This window comes from Spiroplasma sp. NBRC 100390, from assembly GCF_001886495.1.
Classification (GTDB): Bacteria; Bacillota_I; Bacilli_A; order Mycoplasmatales; family Mycoplasmataceae; genus Spiroplasma.
Map to the genome: position 1 here is coordinate 197,423 of NZ_CP018022.1, position 24,789 is coordinate 222,211.

Annotated in this window: 20 protein-coding genes; 18 read left to right on the plus strand and 2 right to left on the minus strand. The window is 29.2% G+C overall.

Features of this window, described 5'->3' with window-relative positions; genetic code table 4:
* The first annotated feature begins 11 nt into the window (after window positions 1–11).
* From pth to S100390_RS00930, 16 genes are all read left to right on the plus strand, one after another.
* A complete protein-coding gene (gene pth, locus S100390_RS00860; RefSeq protein WP_070406426.1) occupies window positions 12–581 on the plus strand; it encodes an aminoacyl-tRNA hydrolase in 570 nt (189 codons plus the stop codon).
* On the plus strand, window positions 571–1,455 hold the full coding sequence (gene rsmI, locus S100390_RS00865; protein ID WP_070406427.1) for a 16S rRNA (cytidine(1402)-2'-O)-methyltransferase: 885 nt from the start codon (window positions 571–573) through the stop codon (window positions 1,453–1,455). The genes pth and rsmI overlap by 11 nt, the downstream gene beginning before the upstream one ends.
* 1 nt (window position 1,456) lies before the next feature.
* Window positions 1,457–2,215 carry a hypothetical protein gene (locus S100390_RS00870; RefSeq protein WP_070406428.1) on the plus strand — a complete coding sequence of 253 codons (759 nt, stop codon included), beginning with the start codon at window positions 1,457–1,459 and terminating at the stop codon, window positions 2,213–2,215.
* Window positions 2,216–2,567: 352 nt separating this feature from the next.
* Window positions 2,568–4,001, plus strand: coding sequence for a M60 family metallopeptidase (locus S100390_RS00875; RefSeq protein WP_070406429.1), 1,434 nt, complete (start codon window positions 2,568–2,570; stop codon window positions 3,999–4,001).
* Between the two features lie 142 nt (window positions 4,002–4,143).
* A complete protein-coding gene (locus S100390_RS00880) occupies window positions 4,144–5,019 on the plus strand; it encodes a hypothetical protein (RefSeq protein WP_070406430.1) in 876 nt (291 codons plus the stop codon).
* Window positions 5,020–5,339: 320 nt separating this feature from the next.
* Complete coding sequence (locus S100390_RS00885) at window positions 5,340–6,539, plus strand: arginine deiminase (RefSeq protein ID WP_070406431.1); 1,200 nt, start codon at window positions 5,340–5,342, stop codon at window positions 6,537–6,539.
* A 38-nt stretch (window positions 6,540–6,577) separates the two neighbouring features.
* A complete protein-coding gene (gene argF / locus S100390_RS00890; RefSeq protein ID WP_070406432.1) occupies window positions 6,578–7,582 on the plus strand; it encodes an ornithine carbamoyltransferase in 1,005 nt (334 codons plus the stop codon).
* Between the two features lie 38 nt (window positions 7,583–7,620).
* The gene (locus S100390_RS00895) at window positions 7,621–9,111 is read left to right on the plus strand and encodes a YfcC family protein (RefSeq protein WP_070406433.1); all 1,491 of its coding nucleotides are present in this window, start codon (window positions 7,621–7,623) and stop codon (window positions 9,109–9,111) included.
* Between the two features lie 24 nt (window positions 9,112–9,135).
* Window positions 9,136–10,068 (plus strand): carbamate kinase, encoded by a 933-nt coding sequence (gene arcC, locus S100390_RS00900; RefSeq protein ID WP_070406434.1) that lies wholly within the window; start codon window positions 9,136–9,138, stop codon window positions 10,066–10,068.
* Between the two features lie 599 nt (window positions 10,069–10,667).
* Entirely contained in the window at window positions 10,668–11,846 is a 1,179-nt protein-coding gene (locus tag S100390_RS00905; RefSeq protein ID WP_070406435.1) for a hypothetical protein, read from the plus strand.
* 195 nt (window positions 11,847–12,041) lie between these two features.
* Entirely contained in the window at window positions 12,042–13,622 is a 1,581-nt protein-coding gene (locus S100390_RS00910) for a hypothetical protein (protein ID WP_070406436.1), read from the plus strand.
* Between the two features lie 83 nt (window positions 13,623–13,705).
* A complete protein-coding gene (topA, locus tag S100390_RS00915; protein ID WP_070406437.1) occupies window positions 13,706–15,709 on the plus strand; it encodes a type I DNA topoisomerase in 2,004 nt (667 codons plus the stop codon).
* Between the two features lie 114 nt (window positions 15,710–15,823).
* A complete protein-coding gene (locus S100390_RS00920; RefSeq protein WP_070406438.1) occupies window positions 15,824–16,186 on the plus strand; it encodes a S1 RNA-binding domain-containing protein in 363 nt (120 codons plus the stop codon).
* A 21-nt stretch (window positions 16,187–16,207) separates the two neighbouring features.
* Window positions 16,208–17,491 (plus strand): glucose-6-phosphate isomerase, encoded by a 1,284-nt coding sequence (locus S100390_RS00925; protein WP_070406439.1) that lies wholly within the window; start codon window positions 16,208–16,210, stop codon window positions 17,489–17,491.
* 189 nt (window positions 17,492–17,680) lie between these two features.
* Window positions 17,681–17,821, plus strand: a complete 141-nt coding sequence (locus tag S100390_RS05380; RefSeq protein WP_156768766.1) for a hypothetical protein — start codon at window positions 17,681–17,683, stop codon at window positions 17,819–17,821.
* A gap of 77 nt (window positions 17,822–17,898) precedes the next feature.
* Window positions 17,899–18,345, plus strand: coding sequence for a hypothetical protein (locus S100390_RS00930; RefSeq protein WP_070406440.1), 447 nt, complete (start codon window positions 17,899–17,901; stop codon window positions 18,343–18,345).
* Between the two features lie 206 nt (window positions 18,346–18,551).
* Here the strand turns inward: S100390_RS00930 and S100390_RS00935 are convergent, their stop codons facing one another.
* Both S100390_RS00935 and coaD read right to left on the minus strand, forming a co-directional pair.
* Entirely contained in the window at window positions 18,552–19,340 is a 789-nt protein-coding gene (locus S100390_RS00935) for an SDR family NAD(P)-dependent oxidoreductase (RefSeq protein ID WP_070406441.1), read from the minus strand.
* Window positions 19,341–19,360: 20 nt separating this feature from the next.
* Window positions 19,361–19,783, minus strand: a complete 423-nt coding sequence (coaD, locus tag S100390_RS00940) for a pantetheine-phosphate adenylyltransferase (protein WP_070406442.1) — start codon at window positions 19,781–19,783, stop codon at window positions 19,361–19,363.
* A 230-nt stretch (window positions 19,784–20,013) separates the two neighbouring features.
* On the opposite strand from coaD, the gene S100390_RS00945 reads away from it, so the two are divergent.
* On the plus strand, window positions 20,014–21,681 hold the full coding sequence (locus S100390_RS00945; RefSeq protein ID WP_070406443.1) for a ribonuclease J: 1,668 nt from the start codon (window positions 20,014–20,016) through the stop codon (window positions 21,679–21,681).
* A 101-nt stretch (window positions 21,682–21,782) separates the two neighbouring features.
* Entirely contained in the window at window positions 21,783–24,749 is a 2,967-nt protein-coding gene (locus S100390_RS00950) for a DNA translocase FtsK (protein ID WP_070406444.1), read from the plus strand.
* Window positions 24,750–24,789: the final 40 nt, after the last annotated feature.

The following is a 24,789-nucleotide window of genomic DNA, read 5'->3' on the forward strand; positions in this document are numbered from 1 at the left end:
GGAGCGAAATTATGAAGTTAATTGTGGGCTTGGGTAATCCAGGCGGTGAATATACTTATACAAGACATAATATTGGGTTTTTAGCAATTGATAAATTGGTTGTTAAGTTTAATCTAACAAAACCCCGCAATGTTTTTAATGCTTTTGTTTGAGAAACAACAATTAACAATGAAAAAGTTCTTTTTTGTCAACCACAAACTTTTATGAATTTAAGTGGTGATGCAGTTTTATTAATTAAGCAATTTTATAAATTGGCGTTAGAAGATATTATTGTAATTTATGATGATAAAGATCTCGCCTTTAATGTTTTAAAATTAAAAAAGAATGGTTCAAGTGCAGGTCATAATGGTATTAAAGATTTAATTCACAAGTTAGGAAGTGAAAATTTTTTGCGCATTAAATTAGGAATTGGTAAACATGACCAAATCCCCCTTCGTAATTGAGTATTAGGAAAATTTACTGCTGATCAGTTAACAATCATTAATAATGATTTACTAGAAAGAGTTTCTCAAATTATGTCACAATACTTAGTGCAGGGTGATAGTTTTGATAAACTAATGAGTCTTTATAATGGCAAATAAAATTAAACAATATAGTTTTAAAAGTAATCAACCAAAAGTTTATTTAATTGCAACACCAATTGGCAATTTACAAGAAATGACACCACGAGCAATTGATGTTATTAAAAATAATGTGCAAAAAATTTATTGTGAAGATACTCGTAACACTTTAAAATTGTTAAATTATTTTAATTTAAAGAAAAAATTAGTTTCATTAAATAAAGAAAATGAAATAGAACGATTTACCGAAATGATTAATGATTTAACCGCTAATTTATCGATTGCGATTATTAGCGATGCGGGCTATCCTTTAATTAGTGATCCTGGTTATTATGCTGTTCATAAAATTTTAGCGGAATATCCTTATGATGTTGTACCAATTAGTGGGGCAAATGCTGCCTTAAATGCAATTGTTAGTTCAGGTCTTAATCCAAAACATTTTTTATTTTTTGGATTTTTAGATAAAGCTAGAACAAAGAAGACTAAGGAACTAGAGCAAATTGCCAAATTACCATATCCAGTTATTTTTTATGAAGCGCCTCATCGTTTGCTAGAAACATTAAAACTAATTTTTACTGTTCTAGGTAATCGGCAAATTGCAGTAGGGAAGGAACTTACCAAAATTCATGAACAATGATATCGTGGTTCGTGCCAAGAAGTTTCAACATTTTTAACAACAGAAGAAAATGTTGCTTTTGGTGAATATGTGATTGTTGTTGATGGATTTATTTCTGAACCAGAATGAGTTGTGGCTGATGAAATATTAATTAATGAGATTGACCAATTAATTAAAAAAGAAAATTATCGGGTTAAACAAGCAATCGATTTTGTTGCAAGTAAGTACCAAATTAGTAAAAATATTTTGTATAATAAATATCATCATCACAAGGAGTAATATGTTGAAAACAGCACAGATTAAAAATTTAATTTACTGTAGTATTCTTTTTATTTTGGAAGTTATTATTTTAACTTTAACTTATTTTTATAGTCTATTTCATTATCAATTAAATTGGTTAAGTTACTCATGATATTTTATTAGTTGATGAAGTGTACAAACTGATTTATTAATTTTGTTATTTGCGCTAGGTGGTTTGATTTATTTTAGTAGACAAAAATATTGTTATTTTGTTACAAATCATCTTTTTGTTCTATATATTGTTTTTGCTGCATTGCTAACTTTTTTGTTTTTTACAATTGGTACTGTGATTGGAGCAATTACAGGACAAAAATTTACTGCAAGTTGAAATAATACTACGATTTATTGAATTAGTACTGTTGTTCAACATTGACTTTGTCCAATTATTTTTATTGTCTACTTTTGTTTAAGGTTTGAAAAAAAACTAATTAATCATCGGGATTTTTATGTTCGAAAATTATACAAGTTTTATTTGCATCCTGTTTTTTACACAATTTTTATTGCTTTACGACAAATGGTATTATTGTTGACCCCGATTGATGAAAAATTATGAAATTATAGTGCTCCTGCGAAAAACTATTATGTCCCATATTTTTTTCAAGATTTTCGGAAACCAGAGTATTATATTTTATATTTGATTGTCTTGGGTTTAATTACTGCCCTATTGGTTTCAATTGTTATTAATTTAAACAATTTATTAGTTAATCGCCAAAAAATTAAAACATACCAAGAGAACTAATAATTATAAAAATATTATTGGTCCACTTAAAATCACTGACAAAGCCAATTTTAATTAGAATTAAATAAAATAAAAAGGATATAAATTTTTATTTTGCGGTAAAATTAAATTACATATTAATAAAAAATCACTATGTTTTTAAATAACTTAACAAAAATATCAATTATCTAAAAGAAATTGAGATGAAGAGTTATGTTGATTACTAATAATAGATTTTATTATAAAATTAATCTTTTGATTAATTTTTTGCATGCCAAATATTTAGTCTTACTTTGAAAGGAGTACACTCCGCCAATATGTTAGTTTTTTAAATTTTAAATCAATAAAACTAAGATGAAAGTGGGGAAAAATAATGAAAAAATTATTGAGTTTATTAGGAACAATGACAATAATCGGAAGTAGTATTCCAACCGTAGTTGCTGTAAGTTCATATAATGAAAGAATTAATTTAAGAGTTAATAAAAATAATATTAGGGAAGTAGCACTTGTTTCAGCAGATGAAGCTAAAAATAGAGAGAATCGTTGATTTAGACATTCTGAATTTAAACCAACAGGATATTTTTTAGAAGCTGGAATTAAATATGAAATTATCATAAATAAGAATGAATATCTTACAAATATTTTTTTCAGAGTTGGGCAATGAGGAAAATATAAAAATATAAATAATGGTCATGAATATTTTGAAAGTTTTTTAGTTATTGGCGAAACAAGTATAGTTATTCCAGAATATTCTGGTGTACTTTATATTGAAGATAATAATCAAACAGATTTGGAAGTAATTGATATAGTAACAGATGATTCAGAGGAATTCATTAAAATACCAACTTTTAAAATAAATGAAACAGATCAAACTGAATTTATTACACAAATTAAGACAACAAAGTCACCATTTGTGGAATTTGTTTCTAAACACTATTTTGCAACAATGCAAACAGATATGATCAAAAATGTGGTATTATCACGCCCACAACATTCTTTTAATGTAACATTAAACCATTGAGATAATGTTTGAAATTGAACCAATGATTTTTATGGTTTAAATGCAAAAAATAAGGATATTAGTAAAAAATTTCCTCAGTATATTCATATAGCTAACGAGGACAACTCTTGGGGTTATGCCAATGCTACTCATGGACGAGTAATGTTCCAAAATAGTACTGGCGCTGGCAAAGATTTATTCTTAGATCAAATTACTGATCAATGACCATTATGGCATGAAACTGGCCATACCTATCAGACATTGCAATATAAGTGACACGATTTAACTGAAGTCAGTAATAATCTTAGTGCATTATATATTCAACAAAAGTTAGGAATTCAATTAAGAATTTATAAAGAAAGTGAAAAACAACAAGCAATTAAGAGATATTTAGCACAACAAAATGAGAATAAGGATTTTAATAATCTTAGTGGTGATATTGGTAGTTGAATTAGGTTAGGAATGCTTTGACAATTGCAAATGGGCTTTGGTCATAATTTTTATCCAGTATTAAATAAAATATATCGTCAAATTAATAATGGTAAAGATTCTGAATCAATGCCTCGTTTTGATACTGATGAGAAAAAAATACAAATGTTTATTAGAATAACTTCATATGTAACTGATTATAATTTAAAACAATTTTTTAATGAGTGGGGAATAAAGCTAACTGCAGAGACAGAAAATATTATTAGTAGATATAAACCTTTGACAAAACCAATTTGAAATAATATTGCTGAGTTAAAAACAGAATTTGACCCAATTATTCAAGAAATGGTGCCATTTAAACTAGTTGAAATTGAATAAAATAAAAATGGTCTTATTTTTAAAATAAGACCATTTTTTATAATTTAAAATCAAGAAAAGGTAAATAAAAATGGTATAAATTCTTATTTTACGGTAAAATTGAAGTACATAGTAATTTATAGAAATAGAGGGATATGATATTATGACACAACAGAATAATTTCTGAGCAGATGTTGAAAAAGGAATGATGAATTATTTAACAAAATATATTAATCTTTTTGAAGCAGATTATCAAAAGGATACGGCAGAAAAAAATCAAAAAATTGAGGCATTTTTAGCAGGAGCTAAATTTAAAACTAATTTTGAAGATTTATTTAATTTTGTTAAAACAGAAATTAAACCTTTATTTGATGATATTAGGGCTGAATATTTAGAAGACAAAAAACCAGAAGAAGTTGATCAAAAAAAAGTGACAACATTAATTGAAGTAAGTAAATTATTTAATGCAATTATTCCGCTACCTCGTTTTTTAAATGATTTTATGACTAGTGCCAAGGAATCAAGTCCAGTTGATTTAAATAAACTTTTCGTAGATATGATGAAAGTAGAAATTATTGAATTAACAAAAATTTATGATGAGGAAATTAAAGGTTTAGATTCAGCCCTTGATAAATGTTTAGAAGATATTAACCAAGCAACTGATGCGTTAGAAATTTGAAATTTAGTAAACCAATTAGGATTATTCTTACAGCGTGATATTGTTTTAACTGAATTTTCAGTTGATCAAGAAGAAGAAAAATTAAAAGCACAATTAGAAAATATTGATAAAATTGAAAAAGATTTTAATGAGGGAAAAATTAAGTTACCAGAATTTAATAAAACAAAAATTATTGAGGAAGTACAAGCTTATCACAAGTTTGTTCTTGGTTTAACCCCAGAAAAACGATTAGAAATTGCTCAAAAAACAGCAGATTATCGAAACAAAGTTGTTCCATTAGTACAAATTATTCAGTGTTTACATGATTTGTTAATGAATATTTTAACTTCAACTAATATTATCAATACTGCAAAACAATAAGAAATTTATTGTTTTTTTATTTAAAAGAGTATATTATAAACATATAAGGATAAAAAAGTAAGGAATGGCATCTTTACTTCTGCAATATGTAAAAGTCATATTGTTCAATAAATATATATTGTGCTAGGAGAACAACGAATACAAAAAAGTATATTTATTTAAATGATATTAAAATATTACAACTTGATAAGCATCCTGCATATTTAAAAACAACTTGTTTTTTACTTTTTTTGCATATTTATCTTTAAAATTTTTTAATAAAATATTTTTGTTAAAGTATTTTATTAAAGATTAACGTAGAAAGAAAGAGGAAATGTAACATGGCAGAAAAATATGGTATTAATGTTTACTCAGAAATCGGCAAACTAAAAACCGTTTTATTACATCGACCTGGCGATGAATTGGCTAATTTATCACCAGATTTGTTAGAAAGGTTATTGTTTGATGATACACCAGATTTAGCAGTTGCGCAAAAAGAACATGATGCTTTTGCAAAAGTTTTTAAAGATTTAGGCGTAGAAGTTTTATATATTGAAAAATTAGTCGCTGAAGTTTTAGAAACTGATTCAAAAATGCGGCAAACTTTACTAGACCAATTTTTAAAAGAATCTGGTGCAAAAGCAGAGTATATTAGTAAATTACGTACTTATTTAGACAAATTAGATAATCAAGCTCTTGTTAATAAAATGATTGCGGGAGTGACAAAATATGAATTAGGAGTTGAGATAACTGATGATTATCCGTTAGCGGTTGATCCTCTACCAAATATTTTATTTCAACGTGATCCATTTGCATCAATTGGGAATGGAGCAACTATCCACAAAATGTTTACGGTAACAAGAAATCGTGAAACATTATTTTCTGATGTTGTTTTAAGACATCACCCACGTTTTAAAGATAAAATTAATTATTGATATAGTCGTGATGAAAAAGAAACTTTAGAAGGTGGAGACATTTTAGTCTTAAACAAAAAAACATTAATTATTGGCGCATCACAGCGGACATCAATGGAAGCAATTAAAAAGGTAGCAAAAAATTTAATTGAAAATGATTCAGTTAGTTACGAAAAAGTAATTGCGTTAGATTTAAAAACAAAAAATCGTGCTTTTATGCACTTAGATACTGTTTTTACAAACATTGACTATGATAAATTTATTGCTCATCCATTAATTTTTGAAGCAATGGGTGAATTTAAAATTTTTGAGATCACAAAAAATGGGGTTACAGAAATTAAAGAAACAATTAAAGATTATTTATCAGCAGAAGTAGGGAAACCAGTACATATTTTTAAATGTGGTGGAGAAGACCCAATTGCCCAAGCAAGAGAACAATGAAATGATGGAACAAATGTAATTACAGTTCGTCCTGGTGAAGTAATTGCTTATTCACGTAATCATATTACGATTGAAGAATTAAAAGCAGCACGAGTTAAAGTTCATGTCATTGATTCATCTGAATTATCACGAGGACGTGGTGGACCTCGTTGTATGTCAATGCCAATTTGAAGAGAAGATATTTAAAACATTAATATTATATTTAAAAGGAGAGAAAAAATAATATGGCTGTAAATTTAAAAGGAAGAAGTTTTTTAACTTTATTAGATTTCACACAAAGAGAAATTTATTATTTATTAGATTTAGCAAAACAATTGAAAGATGCAAAATATGCTGGAACAGAACAAAAACCATTAGCTGGTAAATCTGTTGCTTTGTTATTTGCAAAGGATTCAACACGAACAAGATGTGCCTTTGAAGTAGGAGCATTTGATTTAGGAATGCACCCCGTTTATTTAGGACCAAGCGGTAGTCAAATGGGGAAAAAAGAATCAATTGAAGATACAGCAAAAGTATTAGGAAGGATGTTTGATGGAATTCAATTCCGTGGTTTCAAACAGACTGATGTTGAAGCTTTAGCAAAATATTCAGGAGTACCAGTTTGAAACGGTTTAACTGATGAATTTCACCCAACACAAATGTTAGCTGACATTTTAACATTGCAAGAAGAAAAAGGTCGTCGTAACATGAAGGGGTTAAAATTTGTTTACTTTGGAGATTCGCGTTTTAATATGGCAAATAGTTATATGGTTGTTAGTGCTAAATTAGGAATGCATTTTGTTGCTTGTGCACCAAAAGATTTATGACCAGACAAAGAATTGTTAAAAAAAGTAGAAGCTATTGCAAAAGAACATGGTGGATCAATTACTTTGACTGAAGATCATAAAACAGCAGCAAAAGATGCTGATGCTATTGCAACTGATGTATGAGTATCGATGGGAGAAGATCCATCAGTGTGAGGTCAAAGAATTAAAGATTTAACACCATACCAAGTAACAATGGAAAAAATGAAACAAGCAAAAGAAGATGTTATTTTCTTGCATTGTTTACCAAGTTTCCACGATGCTGAAACTGATACTGCACAACAAGTGATTAAACAATTCGGAGGAACTGGTGAATTGGAAGTTACTGATGAAGTATTTCAATCAAAATATTCACGTGTTTTTGAAGAAGCGGAAAATCGTTTACACACTATTAAAGCAGTAATGCTAGCAACAATTCGTGGCTAGAATTTATTGAAAAATAGAATTCAGAAAGGTTTACAGAAATGGATGTAAAAAATAAAAAGAAGTTTAAGTTTAAATTACCAACAGCATTCACAATTTTATTAGGAATTACGTTGTTAATTATTATTATTTCTTGAATTCCAGGAACAACAGGGTCTTATGCTGATGCGGATGGAAAAACGCATGCTGGAGGACCAGCTGGAATTTTTGACTTATTTTTAGCCCCAATGGAAGGATTTAAAGATAAAGTTGATGTTATTGTCTTTATCTTAGTGCTGGGAGGATTCTTAGGAATTGTTATTGAATCCAAAGCATTAGATGCCGGAATTGGGCGATTAGTAGCAAAAATGAAAGGTCGCGAAATTTGAATTATTCCAATTGTAATGTTTTTATTTTCAGTTGGAGGAACAACTTACGGAATGGGAGAAGAAACGATTGCGTTATATCCTGTTATTATTCCGGTTTTATTAGCTGCTGGATTTGATGTCTTGACAGCTGTTATGACAATTTTGTTGGGAGCTGGAATTGGGTGTATTGGGTCAACTTTAAACCCATTTGTAGTTCAAATTGCAGTTTCTAATGCGGGTGTTCTTGATTTAACATCATCAACAGGAATTGTTTGAAGAGTAGTATCATGACTATTACTAACGGCAGGGGGAATTGCCTTTGTTGTTTGATATGCGTTACGAGTTCGTCGTACTCCAGGGAAATCACCATTATTTGATAAAAAAGATTTCTATGAAGCAGAATTTGCAATTGCTGCTGATTTACCTGAATATAATAAAAAACGAAAAGCAATTATGGCCATTTTTATGATTGCCTTTGTTTTGATGATTTTTGCCTTAATTGGGTGAGATAAATTTGGAATTCCGATATTTGTTGATTTTACAGAGTTAGTTAGCAAACACGCTCCATGAATTGCACATTTCTTTGCGCCATTAGGCCAATGATATTTTATGGAAATTTCGGCGTTATTCTTTATTGCGTCAATCATTATTGCATTAATTAACTGAAAAGGAGAAGAAAACTATGTTAATAGTTTTATTCGTGGATCAGCTGATATTTTATCAGTGTGTTTAATTATTGCGTTTGCTGCTGGGATTGGTTTCATTATGACTAATACTGGAATGCAAACTAAATTAGTTAGTGGATTATCTTCACCAATGTCGTCATTAGGAAAAACTGGCTTTATTATGGTGGCGTTCTTCTTCTTCTTAATTATTTCCTTTGTAATTCCATCAACTTCAGGATTTGCAACAGCGGTCTTTCCAATTTTAGGACCAGTTGCGAATGGAGTTTCAACTGGATTAGCATCAGGAACAATTACTGCCTTTTCATTTGCTAATGGAATTATTAACTTAATTTCACCAACTAGTGCAATTTTAATGGCAGCATTATCAATTTCAAAAGTTCCATATGATCGCTTTATTAAAGCATCATGGCCATTACTTGTTGGAATTACTGTTGGGTCAATTGTCTTGTTGGCAATTGGTACTTTATTACCAATTTCAAATACTGGGCCTTGATTCTAATAATAAGAAAGGATATGTAAATTTATGGCAAGAATAGTTGTTGCGTTAGGGGGAAACGCTTTAGGAAACTCCCCCACTGAACAACAAGAAATTGTAAAAGATACCGCAAAAGCAATGGTTGATATTATTGAAAACGGTGATGAGTTAATCATTGCGCATGGAAATGGACCACAAGTTGGAATGATTAACAATGCCTTTGATGAAGCATCACATGTTAATAATAAAATTCCAATGATGCCATTTCCAGAATGTGGCGCAATGTCACAAGCTTATATTGGATATCATTTACAAAATGCAATTTTAAATGAATTAAATAAACGAAAAATTAATAAAAATGTTGTGACGATTGTAACACAAGTTGAAGTTGACCAAAAAGATCATGCCTTTAATAATCCAACAAAACCAATTGGTGCTTTTTATCCGGAAGCAGAAGCAAAGGCATTAGCAGCAAAGAACGGTTTTACAGTTAAAGAAGATGCTGGACGAGGATGACGACGAGTAATTGCTTCGCCACAGCCCGTTAATATTGTTGAAAAACAAATTATTGAAGATTTAATTAGTAAGGGACATATTGTTATTACTGTTGGTGGTGGGGGAATTCCCGTTGTAAAAACCGCTAATGGTTATCAGGGTGTTCCGGCTGTAATTGATAAAGATTTTGCTAGTGCAAAATTAGCAGAATTAATTAAGGCAGATAAACTAATGATTTTAACCGCAGTTGCGAAAGTTGCAATTAATTATGGTAAACCTAATCAAGAGGCTTTAGATGTGTTAACATTAGCTGACGCTGATAAATACATTGCTGAAAATCAATTTGCACCAGGTAGTATGTTGCCGAAAGTGCAAGCCGCAATGAAATTTGCAAGTTCAGGTGCTAAAACAGTTGCCATTATTGCCGAATTAGCACAAGCAAAAGCAGCATTAGCTGGTAGTGCGGGAACAACGATAAAAAAATAGTTTATTTATAAAAAAGTATTTTTTTAAAATACTTTTTTTATTTTTAATATATTATTAAAATAGTAATAAATTAATTAGATAGGGGGCGCTCCCTTATTTTTTTATCCCAAAATTACAATATAATTCAAGAAAGGTAACGAGTATGGTTTTTAACTTTGCTATGTTATAATTATGCTAAGAGTTTTAACTACTTCATAATTGTTTTTCCAAATAGTTAGGCGGTAATTTAATGGAATTGTTATAAATCATTTGTGACATTCTGAAAATAATCACCCTCCTATTACAAATTATTTACATATATAAAGAATCATCCGAATAGAATAATTTAGACATATAGTGGAGTGGCTAACTCTCACTTTTTTAATTGTTTCCAACCTAATGCTATTATATTTTCTGAAAAACCAAGCAATCCTATTTTTGGGGATGGTGTTGTAATTTTGGGAGAGAATAAAAAAGGATGACCTTCTTTCTAATTAGTTTATTTAAGAAAAATCAATTAGAAAGGTGGATTTATGTCATATATTAATTATAAATTAAATATCAAACTTATTAAATAAATTGAAACCCGATTTAACAATTATAAAAAAGGAGCTTTCATTATGAAAAAAGTATTGAATATATTATCAATAATAAGTTTAATTACAATAGGGGCGAGCAATGTTGTCAGTTGCAGTAATAAAGAGATAAAAGAACAAAAAATTTCTTTTGATCATAATATTAAAACAATAAATGGATCTTTTTCCAATGAAAATAGACTTTATTTTGGTACTGATAATGGTGCTTATGTATTGGAAAATGATAGCAATATTGCTAAAAAAATTAATGATATTGATAGTACTATTACTATAATTAATGCTGATGGTGAAAATAACATTTATTTTGGTACCAAGAATGGAGCCTTTGTGTTAAAACAAGGTTCAACAATACCAGCCAAAATTGGTGGAATTAGTGATTCTGTTAATGCAATTGCTATTGATAGTAATAATAATGTTTATTTTGGTGCTGATAATGGTGTCTTTGTTCTAAAACAAGGTTCTGACATAGTAATATCAGTTGGTGGGATTACTGGCGAAATTAGAACGATTGAAATTGACAGTGCTGATAATGTTTATTTTGCAGGAAATATTGTTTGAAAAATATTAAATGCAGATATTAATAATGTTATTTTAATATCTGGTTTTTCTGGTTATTTTGATGTTTATGCTATGAAAATTGATCAAAATGATGATGTTTATTTTAGTGGTGTATTTACTGATACAATTTTATATAAACTAGAAAATAATTCAAAAAAAGTTACTCCCGTAATTTATCAAAATAATAATAAGATGTTGGCTTTTGAAAATGTTGTAAGTAATTTAGTGATTATAAATAATTATATTTATGTTTTAGAAGGTAACATTTTTACTGTTTATGATAATAAAGAAAAACAATATTCTGATATAAAAGGTTATAATAAAACGGAAATTGCCCGAAGTGCTGTTTATTATCACAATAATGTTTATTTTGGAACAAGTCAAAACATGTATAATTTACAACTTAATACTCAAAAAGCAACGAAATTAAAAGGGATTACTGGCGATATTAATAATTTAACTACGTTTAAAGGTAACCTATTTTATAGTAAAAATAAGGATGAAATATATAAATTATTTTCTTATCATAAAACTACAAATTTATATTGAATATGAATAATACTTGGATTAATAATTTTATTAATTATTATAATTTTAGTTGTTATTAAATTTAAATCTAAAAAAGACGACCTAACAAATTTATAATTAATTTATTTAATGTAGTTAGATGAGAATCTTGTTATGATAACTGGTTATACCAGTTATTTTTATTTATTTCTTTTTATCAATTATTATACCATAATCCTAACGCCATCACTAGAGGGTCGGACAATGATATTTCTTGGTTTTTATGTTATAATTAATATAAGCTATTAAATTGCGAATAGGGTGAATAATTATATGGGTGAAAACATAAAAAAAGAGGGTCGTAGTAAAACTTGTCATAATAATTGTCGGATTCATCATAATCCTGATTTTTTTAATTATTATCAATATCCATATTCACCGTTTTATCCATATCCTACTCCCCCACCAGTAGTGCAGTATACCCTACCGCAAAATTTATATCCCCCATTATTAACACAGTACCATTATTCGCCAATAATTCAACAACCAATGCCATCACAACAACAATCTCCGCCGGTGTTAGATTCAGCACAACTGTATCAAAATATGTTAAATCCTAATGGTTTGCAAAACATTAATCAGGGTTCAAATCTTCCTTCGGCACCAAATCTAATGTCTGGAAGTGATTGCACAAATCCATCGTCGTATGGTAATCCCGGCGATTATCATAATCAGCAATATTTGGATGATTATTATTCGCCACGTTATAATTCTCGTCCACCAGCAAGCCAAGGTACTTATAATAATGATTTTCGTCGTCCTGTTGGTCCCCTTAGTGCGGAAGATGAATACAATTGAGCAATTCATATTTCTGAAATTTTAGATGAGTTTATTAGTCGTAATCGTAATCAACCAAGGTCAACTAGTGGTGAGTACAAAGAATTAAAAAATACGTTAGATACTTCGCTTCGTCATTTAAAAGAAGCTGAAGCTTTAAACAAAACTTTAATTAATGCTTGGGAAAAATGAAATGAAAAACAAGTTCCACTTCCAACTGTAACTAGTTCAGAAACAATAATTTTACCAGAAACATCAGTAACAGATGAAACTGAAGAAGTAATAAAAAATGACTCACCATCTAGTTTAAATGTGAAGAATCAATCCGAAGTAAAAGATACTGCTAAACCTGAACCAAAATTAAAAATTGATACCCTGTCTGAAAATAATGATTTTGATTTATTTAATTTTGATGATGATTTTGATAATCACTTTGATGAAGATGATGATGAACACAATTTCTTTTTTGACAATACTGAATTTAATGATCCAACCACATCAATTGTTGATGAATCAAAAAATAATGATACTTTAAATAATAGTTTTACTGAAGATTTAAATGATTTTTTTGACACAAATGCACCCGTAATTGATTTAGACCCAACAAAGGTTGAAGTATTGGCAGATGATAAAACAGAAGTAGAATTAAAAAATAGTTTCACAAAGGGTGTTCTTGACACGATACCAATACAGGGAACATATAAAAATTATACAATTAATACTTTAATGGGAAAAATTCAAGCGCAAGATATTTATGATAAAATTTTTGATGAACTTGGTCATAGCAAGATGGATCAGTTTGAAGTTATGAATGAATTTGGTCTTACACCAAAGCAATACGATAAATTAATTGATAACTTTTATCAAGTAAAGAAAAATCGAAACAAAAAAATTGATGAAAAACAAATTGGAGTTGTAATTCGCTCAAAGTTTAATGTTAAAGCTTTTTGAATTAGTATGATTGTTATTGGCATAATTTTATTACTAGTTGGGATTGTTGTTATTCTTTATTTTACCGTTCCAAGTGTTGCGAATACAATTGATATGATTATTAATAAAATTCGGAGTCTATTTTAGTTTGGAAAAATAAATTTAAATAGTTTTTGAAATATTATGTATAATAATTATTGTAATGTTATCCAATTTAAAGGAGAGAAAAAATGGCGAATACGCTGGTAATAATGGAATCCCCCACAAAAACAAAGGCAGTTGAAAAATATCTTGGTGATGGTTATTTAGTATTATCTTCAGAAGGACACATTCGAAACTTGTCAACAAAGGGTGAGTATGGTCTGGGAGTTGATATTGAAACTTTTGAACCAACTTACAAGATGGAACGTGGGAAAAAAGAACTGGTAAAAAAATTAAAACAAGAAGCTAAAGCGGCAAATTTAGTTATTCTCGCAACAGATCCCGATCGTGAAGGAGAAGCGATTGCATATCATTTAAATGAAGTTTTAAACTGTAATGATAAATCACGTCGTGTTCGTTTTAATGAGATTACAAAAGATGCTGTTTTAGAAGCGTTTAATCATCAAACTGATATTGATATGAATTTGGTAAAATCACAAGAAGCACGTCGGATTCTTGATCGTTTTATTGGGTTTCGATTAAGCAAATTATTACAAAAAAAGATTAAATCAAAATCAGCGGGGCGAGTACAATCTGTTGCGTTAAAATTAGTCGTTGAACGTGAAAAAGAATGACAAAATTTTGTTCCTGAAGAATATTGAACTGTTGAAGGATTGTATAAAAAAGCGGTTGTTAAATTAACTAAATTTATGGATGAAAAGATTGATTTAAAAGTCGAAGCTGATGTTTTAAAAGTTAAAAAGGCATTAAAAAAAGATTTTGTTGTTATCCAAATTAAGGAAACAGAAAAACAACGAAAATCCCCTAATCCACACACAACATCAACAATGTTGCAAGAAGCAAGTAGCAAATTAGGCTTTGCTTCAAATAAAACTTCTTTAATTGCTCAACAACTATATGAAGGAATTAAGGTAAAAGATGATATTACGGGATTTATTAGTTATCCCCGAACAGACTCTATTCGTTTAAGTGACAAATTTATTCAAGATGCATTTGATTATATTACAATTAACTATGGTGAAAAATATTTAGGGGAAGTTAAAATTCCTGCTAAAAACAAAAAAAATGTACAAGATGCGCATGAAGCAATTCGACCAACTGATTTGATGATGACTCCTGATATGGCAAAAGAATATTTAAGTCGTGATCAATTACGTTTATATAAAATTATTTATAATCGTGCGCTTGCTAGCTTGATGGCGAATGCTAAATTACTAAGCAAAGCAATTATTTTAGATAATAATAATTATGAATTTCGAATGACGGGAAGCACGGTTCAGTTTGATGGTTTTTTAAAATGTTCAGCATTGGATGATGATGAAGAAATTGCAAAATTACCAGCATTAAAACCAAACCAAGTTATTAATTTAAATGAATTATTTGGGATTCAGCACTTTACAAAACCACCAAGTCGTTATTCTGAAGCAAAATTAATTAAAACATTAGAAGAAATTGGTGTTGGTCGTCCTTCAACTTATGCTCCAATTATGCGAACTTTAAAAGATCGTGGCTATATTATTGTAGAAAATAAAGCTATTAAAGCAACAGAAAAAGGGATTTTAACAAGCGACAAGTTGCAAGAATATTTTAATGATATTATTAATGAAACATATACTTCAACAATTGAGGAAAGTTTAGATGTCATTGCCCATGGTGAAGCAGACCCTAAACCATTATTAAAAGAATTTTGAGAACGGTTTGAACCACGAATTGAAGCAGCAATGGAACTAATGGAAGAGATTCCGGTTGAAAAAGCAGGGATTGATTGTCCAGAGTGTGGTCGTGATTTAGTATATCGTTATGGAAAATACGGAAAATTTATTGCTTGTTCTGGTTTTCCAAAATGTCGTTACATTCACCAAACTGGTCCTAAATTTGGCCCATGTCCAGAGTGTGGAGTTGGTGAAATTATTTTAAAATTTAATAAACGTTATCAACGTTTTAAAGCATGTACTAATTATCCTAATTGTCAGTATACTGCTTCTTACAAAGAAGAAAAACCTGATCAAGCGGGGAATATTGGGGATAATAATGAAAATAACGGGTTATATCGCATTAATTTATTAAAGTAAGGCAATATAATCCTTTTTATATGAGGTTGATAAAATATTTTCTGATTTAGAAAATGATTTTCATAGTTATAGCGGTATAATTATTACAGTTTTAGAAAGGGGATGTGACTAATTATGTATGAAAAAGGAAGTAAAGTTATTGCTAAAATAACAAATATTACACCATTTGGTGCTTTCTGTGAGTTAAAAAATGCTGCTGGTTTAATCCACATTAGTGAATTTTCAGATTTCTTTGTAAGAGATATTAAAGAATTTGTTAATGTTGGTGACAATGTTGAAGTGGAAGTACTTGATTTTGATCCAGTTAAAAAACAGGTTAAATTAAGTTATAAAAACTGCCGACCTGAATTATTGAAGAAGAACAACAGTCAAATTCAAGAGACAGGAGCAGGTTTTCAACCTTTACGTGAAAAAATTACTTCGTTAACAAGTAAAATAAAACGTTTAAATTTTGTAAACAAAGGGATTTTTAGATAGAAAGCAGGCAATATTATTAAAATGATCAAAGTAAATTTTACTAATGCATTAAGTGAAACTGTTTTCGAAAAGTATTTAGGACAAGTTAAAGATATTCACCATATGATTCATGACAAAACTGGCCTAGGAAGTGATTTTTTAGGTTGGGTTGAATGACCAAATACTTATGATCAAGCAGAACTTGCAGCAATGAAGCAAACAGCAAAACAATTAGCTAATGAAATTGATGTTTTATTAGTAATTGGAATTGGTGGGAGTTATCTTGGTGCTCGTGCTGCGATTGAAATGATTAATGGGTTATATAGTCAACAAAAAGTCAAAGTAATTTATATTGGTAATACAATGTCTTCAACTTATACGGCACAAGTTTTACAGTATCTTCAAAATAAGAAATTTGGAATTTGTGTTGTTTCTAAATCTGGAACAACAACAGAACCAGCGGTTGCATTTCGTCTATGTAAGGAGCTTTTAGAGAAAAAAGAAGGGTTTTTAAAAGCGGCAAAATTAATTGTTGCCATTACCGATAAGCATAAAGGCGCATTAAAAACATTGGCTGATGAAGCAGGATATCAAACCTTTGTCATTCCTGATGATATTGGAGGAAGGTATTCAGTTTTAACTCCGGTTGGGGTTTTTGCAATGCTCGTAAGTGGCATTGACGTTGATAATGTTTTTAAAGGGGCGCAACAGGCTTATCAAGACACTTTAATTGATGATTTAACTAATCATGCCTATAAATATGCTGTTGGGCGTTATATTTTGAATCACGAAAAGAAATATAAAGCTGAAATGCTTGTAAGTTATGAATTACAAATGCAGATGATTACTGAGTGATGAAAACAATTATTTGGAGAATCAGAAGGAAAAGATTCAAAAGGATTACTACCTTTATCATGCATTTTTTCAACAGATTTACATTCTCTTGGTCAATTTATTCAAGAAGGAACAAAAAACATCTTATTTGAAACAGTTATTGAGATTAAAAAACCACAATTAGATCTTGCTTTAACCAAAGCAGAGCAAGACCTTGATGATTTAAACTATCTAGCAGGAAAAACATTGCATGAGGTCAACACAATTGCGATACAAGGTGTTATTGCAGCTCATTCCGAAGTAGGACATATTCCTAACATTATTTTGGAATTTGAGACAATGGATGACAAAATGTTTGGTTATTTATCATATTGATTTATGAAAGCATGTGCAATGTCAGCCTATTTATTAAAAATAAATCCGTTTGATCAACCTGGTGTTGAAATTTATAAAAAAAATATGTTTAGTTTGTTAGGAAAAAATTCAAAATAACAAAATAAAAAAAATATTGAATTCAATATTTTTTTATTTTTTAAAAGTTAAATTGTAAATACAAGAGGCATAAAACCATTAATTAAATCAGAGGATATTTTAAGTTACATATCAAAAAATGATTTTCTTATTTTTTAACATAAAATAATACTATATTAGTGTAAATTAAGAAAGAAAGGTTAATTTGAAGTGAAAAAAATTTTAAGTTTAGTGAGTGTATTAACAATTGCTGGTGCTCCAATGTTAACATTAAATGCCATGAGTTTATATGATGTAAAAAATAATTTGGAAATTACTAATTTTAAAACTAATAAACAAGAAAAAAATTAATAAAAATAGAAACTAATATAAATCAAGAAAGTCCTAGTTTTATCGAAGATTTTGAATTAGAAACACCAATTACCAAGGTGACCGCTTTTTATATACACTCTTCGGATGAAAATACATTTATTTGAACAAAAAAATTACCACAAGGAACAAAATATAATCTTTTTACTGTAGAAGTTAAAGAAAAGAGTAATTATTGAGCTGAAGGACTTGATTTTAACTATTTTAACCAAAAGGTTCATTTACCGTTAGGTTCTATGAATAATATTTGATTAATAAACAATAAACAACAGGATAAAACAATAATAGAAGAAAGACGTGTTACTCTTCTAGGAGAACCTATGAATTCAAGACTGATTGATGTAATAAATATAAAGTTAAGTTTAAATTTACAATATTTTAATAATGTCATAACTGCTAGATTTACCGCTAGCGCCGCTGTTAAAAATACAAGTTTATTTAGTTGAGTTAAAACTCAAGCAAAATTTTATTTTAAAATTTCTGTTTCTAAAAATGGGTCGTTATAAATTATTTTCTAAACAAATTTAATTTTAAAGATGGTCATGATTTTTTATTATTGATATTAGCATTATGATATATCTTATTTACAATACTAATAACATTATTTTCTTTCATCCTTAATTATTAAGGACAGTAAAATAAAATAATGTTTTTTATTAAAAATCAACTTAAAAAAAGTTGATTTGTTATATTTTATATTTTAGTTTATAAATTATAAACCTGATTTTTGCATTTTATAGACTTGTTTTAAAACTATCTTACGAGGTAAATGTTTTGTGAAAAAAACATTAATTTTATTTTTGTTTCCAATTAAAACAACGTCTTTTTTTGTTTGATTAATTTTTTTAAAAGCAATTTTAGTAAATTTAGTGACATTCATACTACCAGGCGGTAGTTTTTTACTTTGATATTGGGCTCTATTTCAAAAGTCTGTTTCAATTGGGCCGGGGCATAAACTAATTACTTTTAATTTAGATTTCTGTTGCTGCAATTCAAAATTTATCGCACAACTAAAATTTAAAACATAACTTTTTGAGGCAAAGTAAGTTGCGTGCAATGGTCCTGGTTGAAAGGCGGCAATTGAAGCCATGTTTATTATTCTTTTTTCAGTGGTAGTCTTATGATATTTTAGAAAGAAATATTTTGTCATAAATTGTAGACTTTTAATGTTTAAATCAATTAAATTTAGTTCGTCATCAATATTAGTAGTATCAAACATCCCAAAAACACTAAAACCAGCATTATTAATTATGATATCAAAATCAATTTTATTAAGTTCAGAAATCAGTTTTCTGTTTGCTGAAATTTCGCTTAAATCACAATTAAATGTTTGGACATAATCACTTAGATCTTGTTCTTCTGCTCATGTGGCAATTGGTGTTGTGTTTCTTGCAACACAAAAAACATTAATATGGTTGGTTAAGTATTTTTTTGCTAACTCAAAACCAATTCCTTTGCTTGCTCCTGAAATAAAAACATTTTTAATGTTATTTAATTTCATTTTAACATCTCCTTTATGTGTTATTTTTTTAGTTGTTCAATTTGTTTTAGAAAGGTAGAAGAAATTTCAGTTAAACCATAATCAGCAACAAAAAAAATTGTTTCAACATTTTCATTTAATTTTTTATTGGCAAAGGCTAATTCCATTTCATATTTTAGGTCATTATTATTTCGTAATCCTCGAATAATATAGTTAACTTTTAATTTTTTTGCAAAATCACTAGTTAACATTTCATCATTAATGACAACTTCAATGCGAGGATTAATTTCTTGACAAACAGCAGTAACTTTTGCTGCTCGAATTTTAATGTCAGTCTGTCCTGTTTTTTCTAAGTTATTTGTAACAACAACATATAATTTTGAAAAGAGAACACTTGCTTTCTTAATAATATTAAGATGGCCATCATGAATGGGGTCAAAACTACCTGGAAATATTGCTTTCAATGTTATTTTCACATCCTTTATTAATACTTTTATTATTTTAACTGAAAAAATGTGCTATTATAATAGTAATAAGATATTTTTTTAATTATTTGTGTATTTTTTTAATACTAATGTATAATAATTAAGATTACATTTATTTAATTTAAGAAAACAATGTAAAAAAACATTTAAATAATGAAATGTAAATGCGTATTAAACAAAAAAAGGATAGAAAGAAGTAGATTTTAATTATGGCAAAAATTAGTTTTTTCGCTCTTGGGGGCCTAGATGAGCGAGGTAAGAATTTATACTGTATCGAAGTAGAACAAGATATTTTTATTTTTGATGCAGGAACAAAGAACCCTGAACGGGGGATTTTAGGAATTGATGTAGTAATATCAAATTTTGATTATTTAAAAGAAAATCGTGCTCGTATTAAGGGGATTTTTATTACGAAACCTTCTGATGAGTGTTCAGAAGGATTGACTTATATGTTAAAAGAATTACCAGTACCAGTTTATGGTAGTGATTTAACATGTAATGTTTTAAAATTCCACTTACAACGTTTTAAAGTACGTGGTAAAGAAGAATGTTTTAAAGTTATTAATGCAAAAGATGTCCTTGATTTTGGGACATGTCAAGTTGAAGTTTTTTCAACAACAACAAATATGCCTAATAGTTTTGGGTTTGCATTACACACACCAGATGGAACAATTATTTATACGGGAGATTATATTTTTGATGCTAAAGCTGATTCAAATTTTGCAACTGATTTACAACACTTAAATCAAATTGTTGCTAAAAATAAGGTATTATTATTTTTATCAGAAGCTTCAACAGCATCACGCCGCGATTATACTGCACCAAACCATAAAATTAAAAATTATATTGAGCGAGCAGTGAAAGAAGCAGAAGGGCGAATTATTTTAGCTTGTTTTGACCAAGATTTACATAAAATTAGTGAACTCTTTGACTTAGTACGAGAAAATAATATTTCAGTTGGAATTTATGGTCAAACTTTATTAGAATCATTAAAAGTGCTATCAGATAGTAATAAATTAAACTTTAATGGTATTAATATTAAAGTTTTACAAGAAGCGGTTAAAGAAGAAAAATCTTTAATTATTGTAACTGGTAGTGGTGAACGTTTATATAGTCGTTTAATTAAAATTGCTTCTGGAAATGATGATATTTTAGATATTAAAGAAAGTGATATGATTATTTTAGCGACACCACCAAATCCAGGAAGTGAATTAAACCATGCGAATGTTTTAGATGAATTAGCACGAACTGTTGCAAAAACAATTGCTTTATCGGATAAAAAAGTTTGAACAATGACAGCGAGTTATGAAGATGTTAAGTTAATGAGTTCAATTATTAAACCAAAATACTTTATTCCGGTCAAAGGATTATACAAAGATTTCGTTCAAGCAAAAACTGCTGCAATTGAAGCTGGAATTAACCCAGAACATATTTTTATTGTCGATAATGGGGATGGTGTTGAATTTGTTGATGGTGAATATACAAAAACAACAAACAAAGTAAAAACAGCTGATTTATATGTTGATGGAATTGGAGTCGGTGATATTGGCGCTGTTGTTTTAAATGAACGAAAACAATTGGCAACTGATGGTGTTGTTATTATTGGTGTTTCAATTGATGGTAAAACAAAAGAATTAGTTTCATTAATTGATACACAAATGCGAGGAGTAATTTATATTCAAGAAAATAATGATATTTTTCGTAAGATGCAAAAAGTAATTACTGAAATTATTGAGAAACATTATAAAAAAGCTGTTGCTGGTGAAATGTATGATGTTAATGAAGTTAAAAATGAAATTAGATCAACAATTAGTTCATTTGTTAAAACTGAAACAGGAAAAACACCAATTATTTTAGCAATTGTGAATGAAATTTAATTTTATGATATATTTATAGTAGATAAATATTTGAAACTTTTAAATGTATGGTCATATTTAAAGTAATTCTTAAATATTTAGGATTTTAGGAGGGCTGCACCATGAAAAAGAAATCTTATGATGATCACCTTTTAAATGATCATAATGAGAACACTGCAATCTTAAAAGTCGAAAAAAAACAACGCCGCAATGATTCAATCGGGTGAGTAATTGGTGCATTGCTAGTTACTTTTTTTACGATTCTTGCGGTGGGCCGAATTACTTTAATTGGGCAATTTTTGGATGATGTTTTATTTACTTTTGCCTTTGGTTGATTTAAGTATCTACTATATTTAGTATGCTTAATTCTAGGGGTTACCATTTTTATTGGTGTACGAATTAAATTAAAACGTCGGGTATGTTGAATGATTATTAGTTTTGTCATTTTATCTTGCTGATTAGTAAGTAGTGTTTTATTGATTTATCAATATGCTAATGGTCAAATTGCTTTTTTTAATAAAACTGTTTTTTTAGACGTTATTAATAATTATTTACAACATTGACAAGATGCTTCAATTTTTAATTCTAATCCGAGTCATCCAATTACTTTTATTGGGTTTAATGGTGCTTGAATTACTTTATATGCTGGTGGCGGAATTATTGGAAATTTCCTAGCGGGAATTTTTAGTTATACGACAATTTTTGGTTCACTAATTTTCTGTTTATTAGCGTTTTTATTATGAGGAAGTTGAGTAACAACTGGGACAGCTTGGGGGTTATTTTTGCCAAAAATACAACGTCAACAACAAGGATTACGAGTGTTAAGATTATCGGCTAATCGTCGGCAAAAACAAAATATTTACCAATCGTTTAACATTCCTGACGAGGAATTATTTTCAGCACGGCAAGTAATGCATACAACTGAAGCGTCAGATATTACCATTCAAATGCCTTCTTATACTGCTTTACATGACCAACGGTTAATTGATGATTTAATTGCTGATGATTTTGTTGGAAAGAAAAAAGGGAAACAAAATTATGTTCGTTTTGATGAACAAGAAGCAAGGCAATCAGGAATGCGCTCTGATAAATTTAATGATTATAATCCAACAGCATTACAACGTGCACCAAACACCCATTCCGCACCAGAACAATATATTCAACCACGTAATCGTCAAAACAATAATTATTCTAATAAAAACATTGACGATTTACCAGTGTATAGTTCTGCTTATGGTAAAGACGTTAATATTGATGCTGCTCGTGATAAGCTGAATTCGGAAACAAATATCACGCCGTTTGGGAAAATTAATCGCAATCTTAATCCAACTAAAGTTAAACAAACATCATTTTATGATGATCATGTTCAGGTTGAAGATTTTAATTCAGAACCACAAGACTATGACCAATTTGACTCAACTGTTCTTAATGATGATGGGATTTATCATCGTCAGAGTAATCAACCAATTTTTAATGAACCAGACCCTTATCAGTCAGAATATTATCCCCCTTATGAACCACCATTAATGAGCGGGAATAATTTTGGCATGCCACCACAACAACGCCGTGCTTCAAAACCAAAAACAATTGAAGTTAATAAAAAACTTAGTCAAGCTGCGCCGCGACGTAGTAGTTTTAATAATCCCCATTATAAATTACCAAATTTGGGGTTGTTAAGTCCAAAAGAAGATAACCGTCGGAACAATGAACGTAATAAAACTTCGGCTCAAAAAAAGGCTGGCAAAATTAATGAGGTTTTTCATCAGTTTAATATTGCTGCTAGTGTCCAAGGAGTTAACATTGGTCCAACAATTACTAAGTTTGAAGTTCAGATGCAACCAGGTATTAAAGTTAATAAAATTATGAATTTAGAAAATGATTTAAAATATGCTTTAGCGACCCAAAATGTTCGAATTGAAGCACCAATTCAAGGTAAGTCAGCAGTTGGAATTGAAATTGCAAATGAAATTAGTAACAAAGTAACATTACGTGAAATTATGGAACGAGTGCCATTAGAAAAACAAAATAAGAAGCTTTTAGTGGGAATTGGTCGTAGTGTTAATGGTGAAATTATTTTTGTGGAATTAGATAAAATGCCGCATTTATTAGTTGCGGGGTCAACAGGAAGTGGAAAATCAGTATGTATTAATACGATTTTATCATCATTATTATTACGAACAAAACCATCAGAAGTTAAATTATTATTAATTGATCCAAAACAGGTGGAATTGGCCGTATATAATAACTTACCACATTTATTAGCACCAGTTATTTCTGATACAAAATTTGCAAATGCAGCTTTGAAAAAAGTTATTGCAGAAATGGAACGCCGTTATAGTATGTTGTCAGAACGTGGGGTTAGAAATATTGAAACATTTAATAATAAAGTTTCTCCAAAAGAACGTTTACCATACATTGTTGTGGTGATTGATGAGTTAGCAGATTTAATGATGACAGCTGGAAAAGATATTGAAGACTCAATTATGCGAATTACTCAATTAGCCCGAGCAGCAGGCATTCATATGGTGATTGCAACGCAACGTCCTTCAACGGATGTTATTACTGGGGTCATTAAAACAAACATTCCATCACGAATTTCTTTTTCTGTTGCTTCTGCAATTGATTCGCGAACAATTTTGGATCAAGGTGGCGCTGAAAAATTAATTGGTTATGGTGATATGTTATATGCTCCGGCCGGGCAGAATATTCCAACGCGAGCACAAGGAGCCTTTATTTCTGATGATGAAATTCAACGATTAGTTGATTTTTGTCACGCTCAACAAGAACCTGAATTTGATGAGGAATTCTTAAATATCGAAAATTCTAATGAAGTTGGTGGTGGAAATGAAGGGGAAGACATTGATCCAATGTATAATGAAATTAAACGTTTTGTAATCTTAAATCAAAAAGCATCGACATCGTTAATTCAACGGAAATTTTCAATTGGTTATAATCGTGCAAGCCGGCTAATTGATGCCTTAGAAGACAATGGGATTATTGGACCACAAAATGGTGCGAAACCACGCGATGTTTATATTCAAAATATTGACTTAGATGATAATGATTTTAATAATAACGGGCAGTGGTAGTTGCTATTGTGAAAAATAAATTTTTTGTTGTGTATTTATA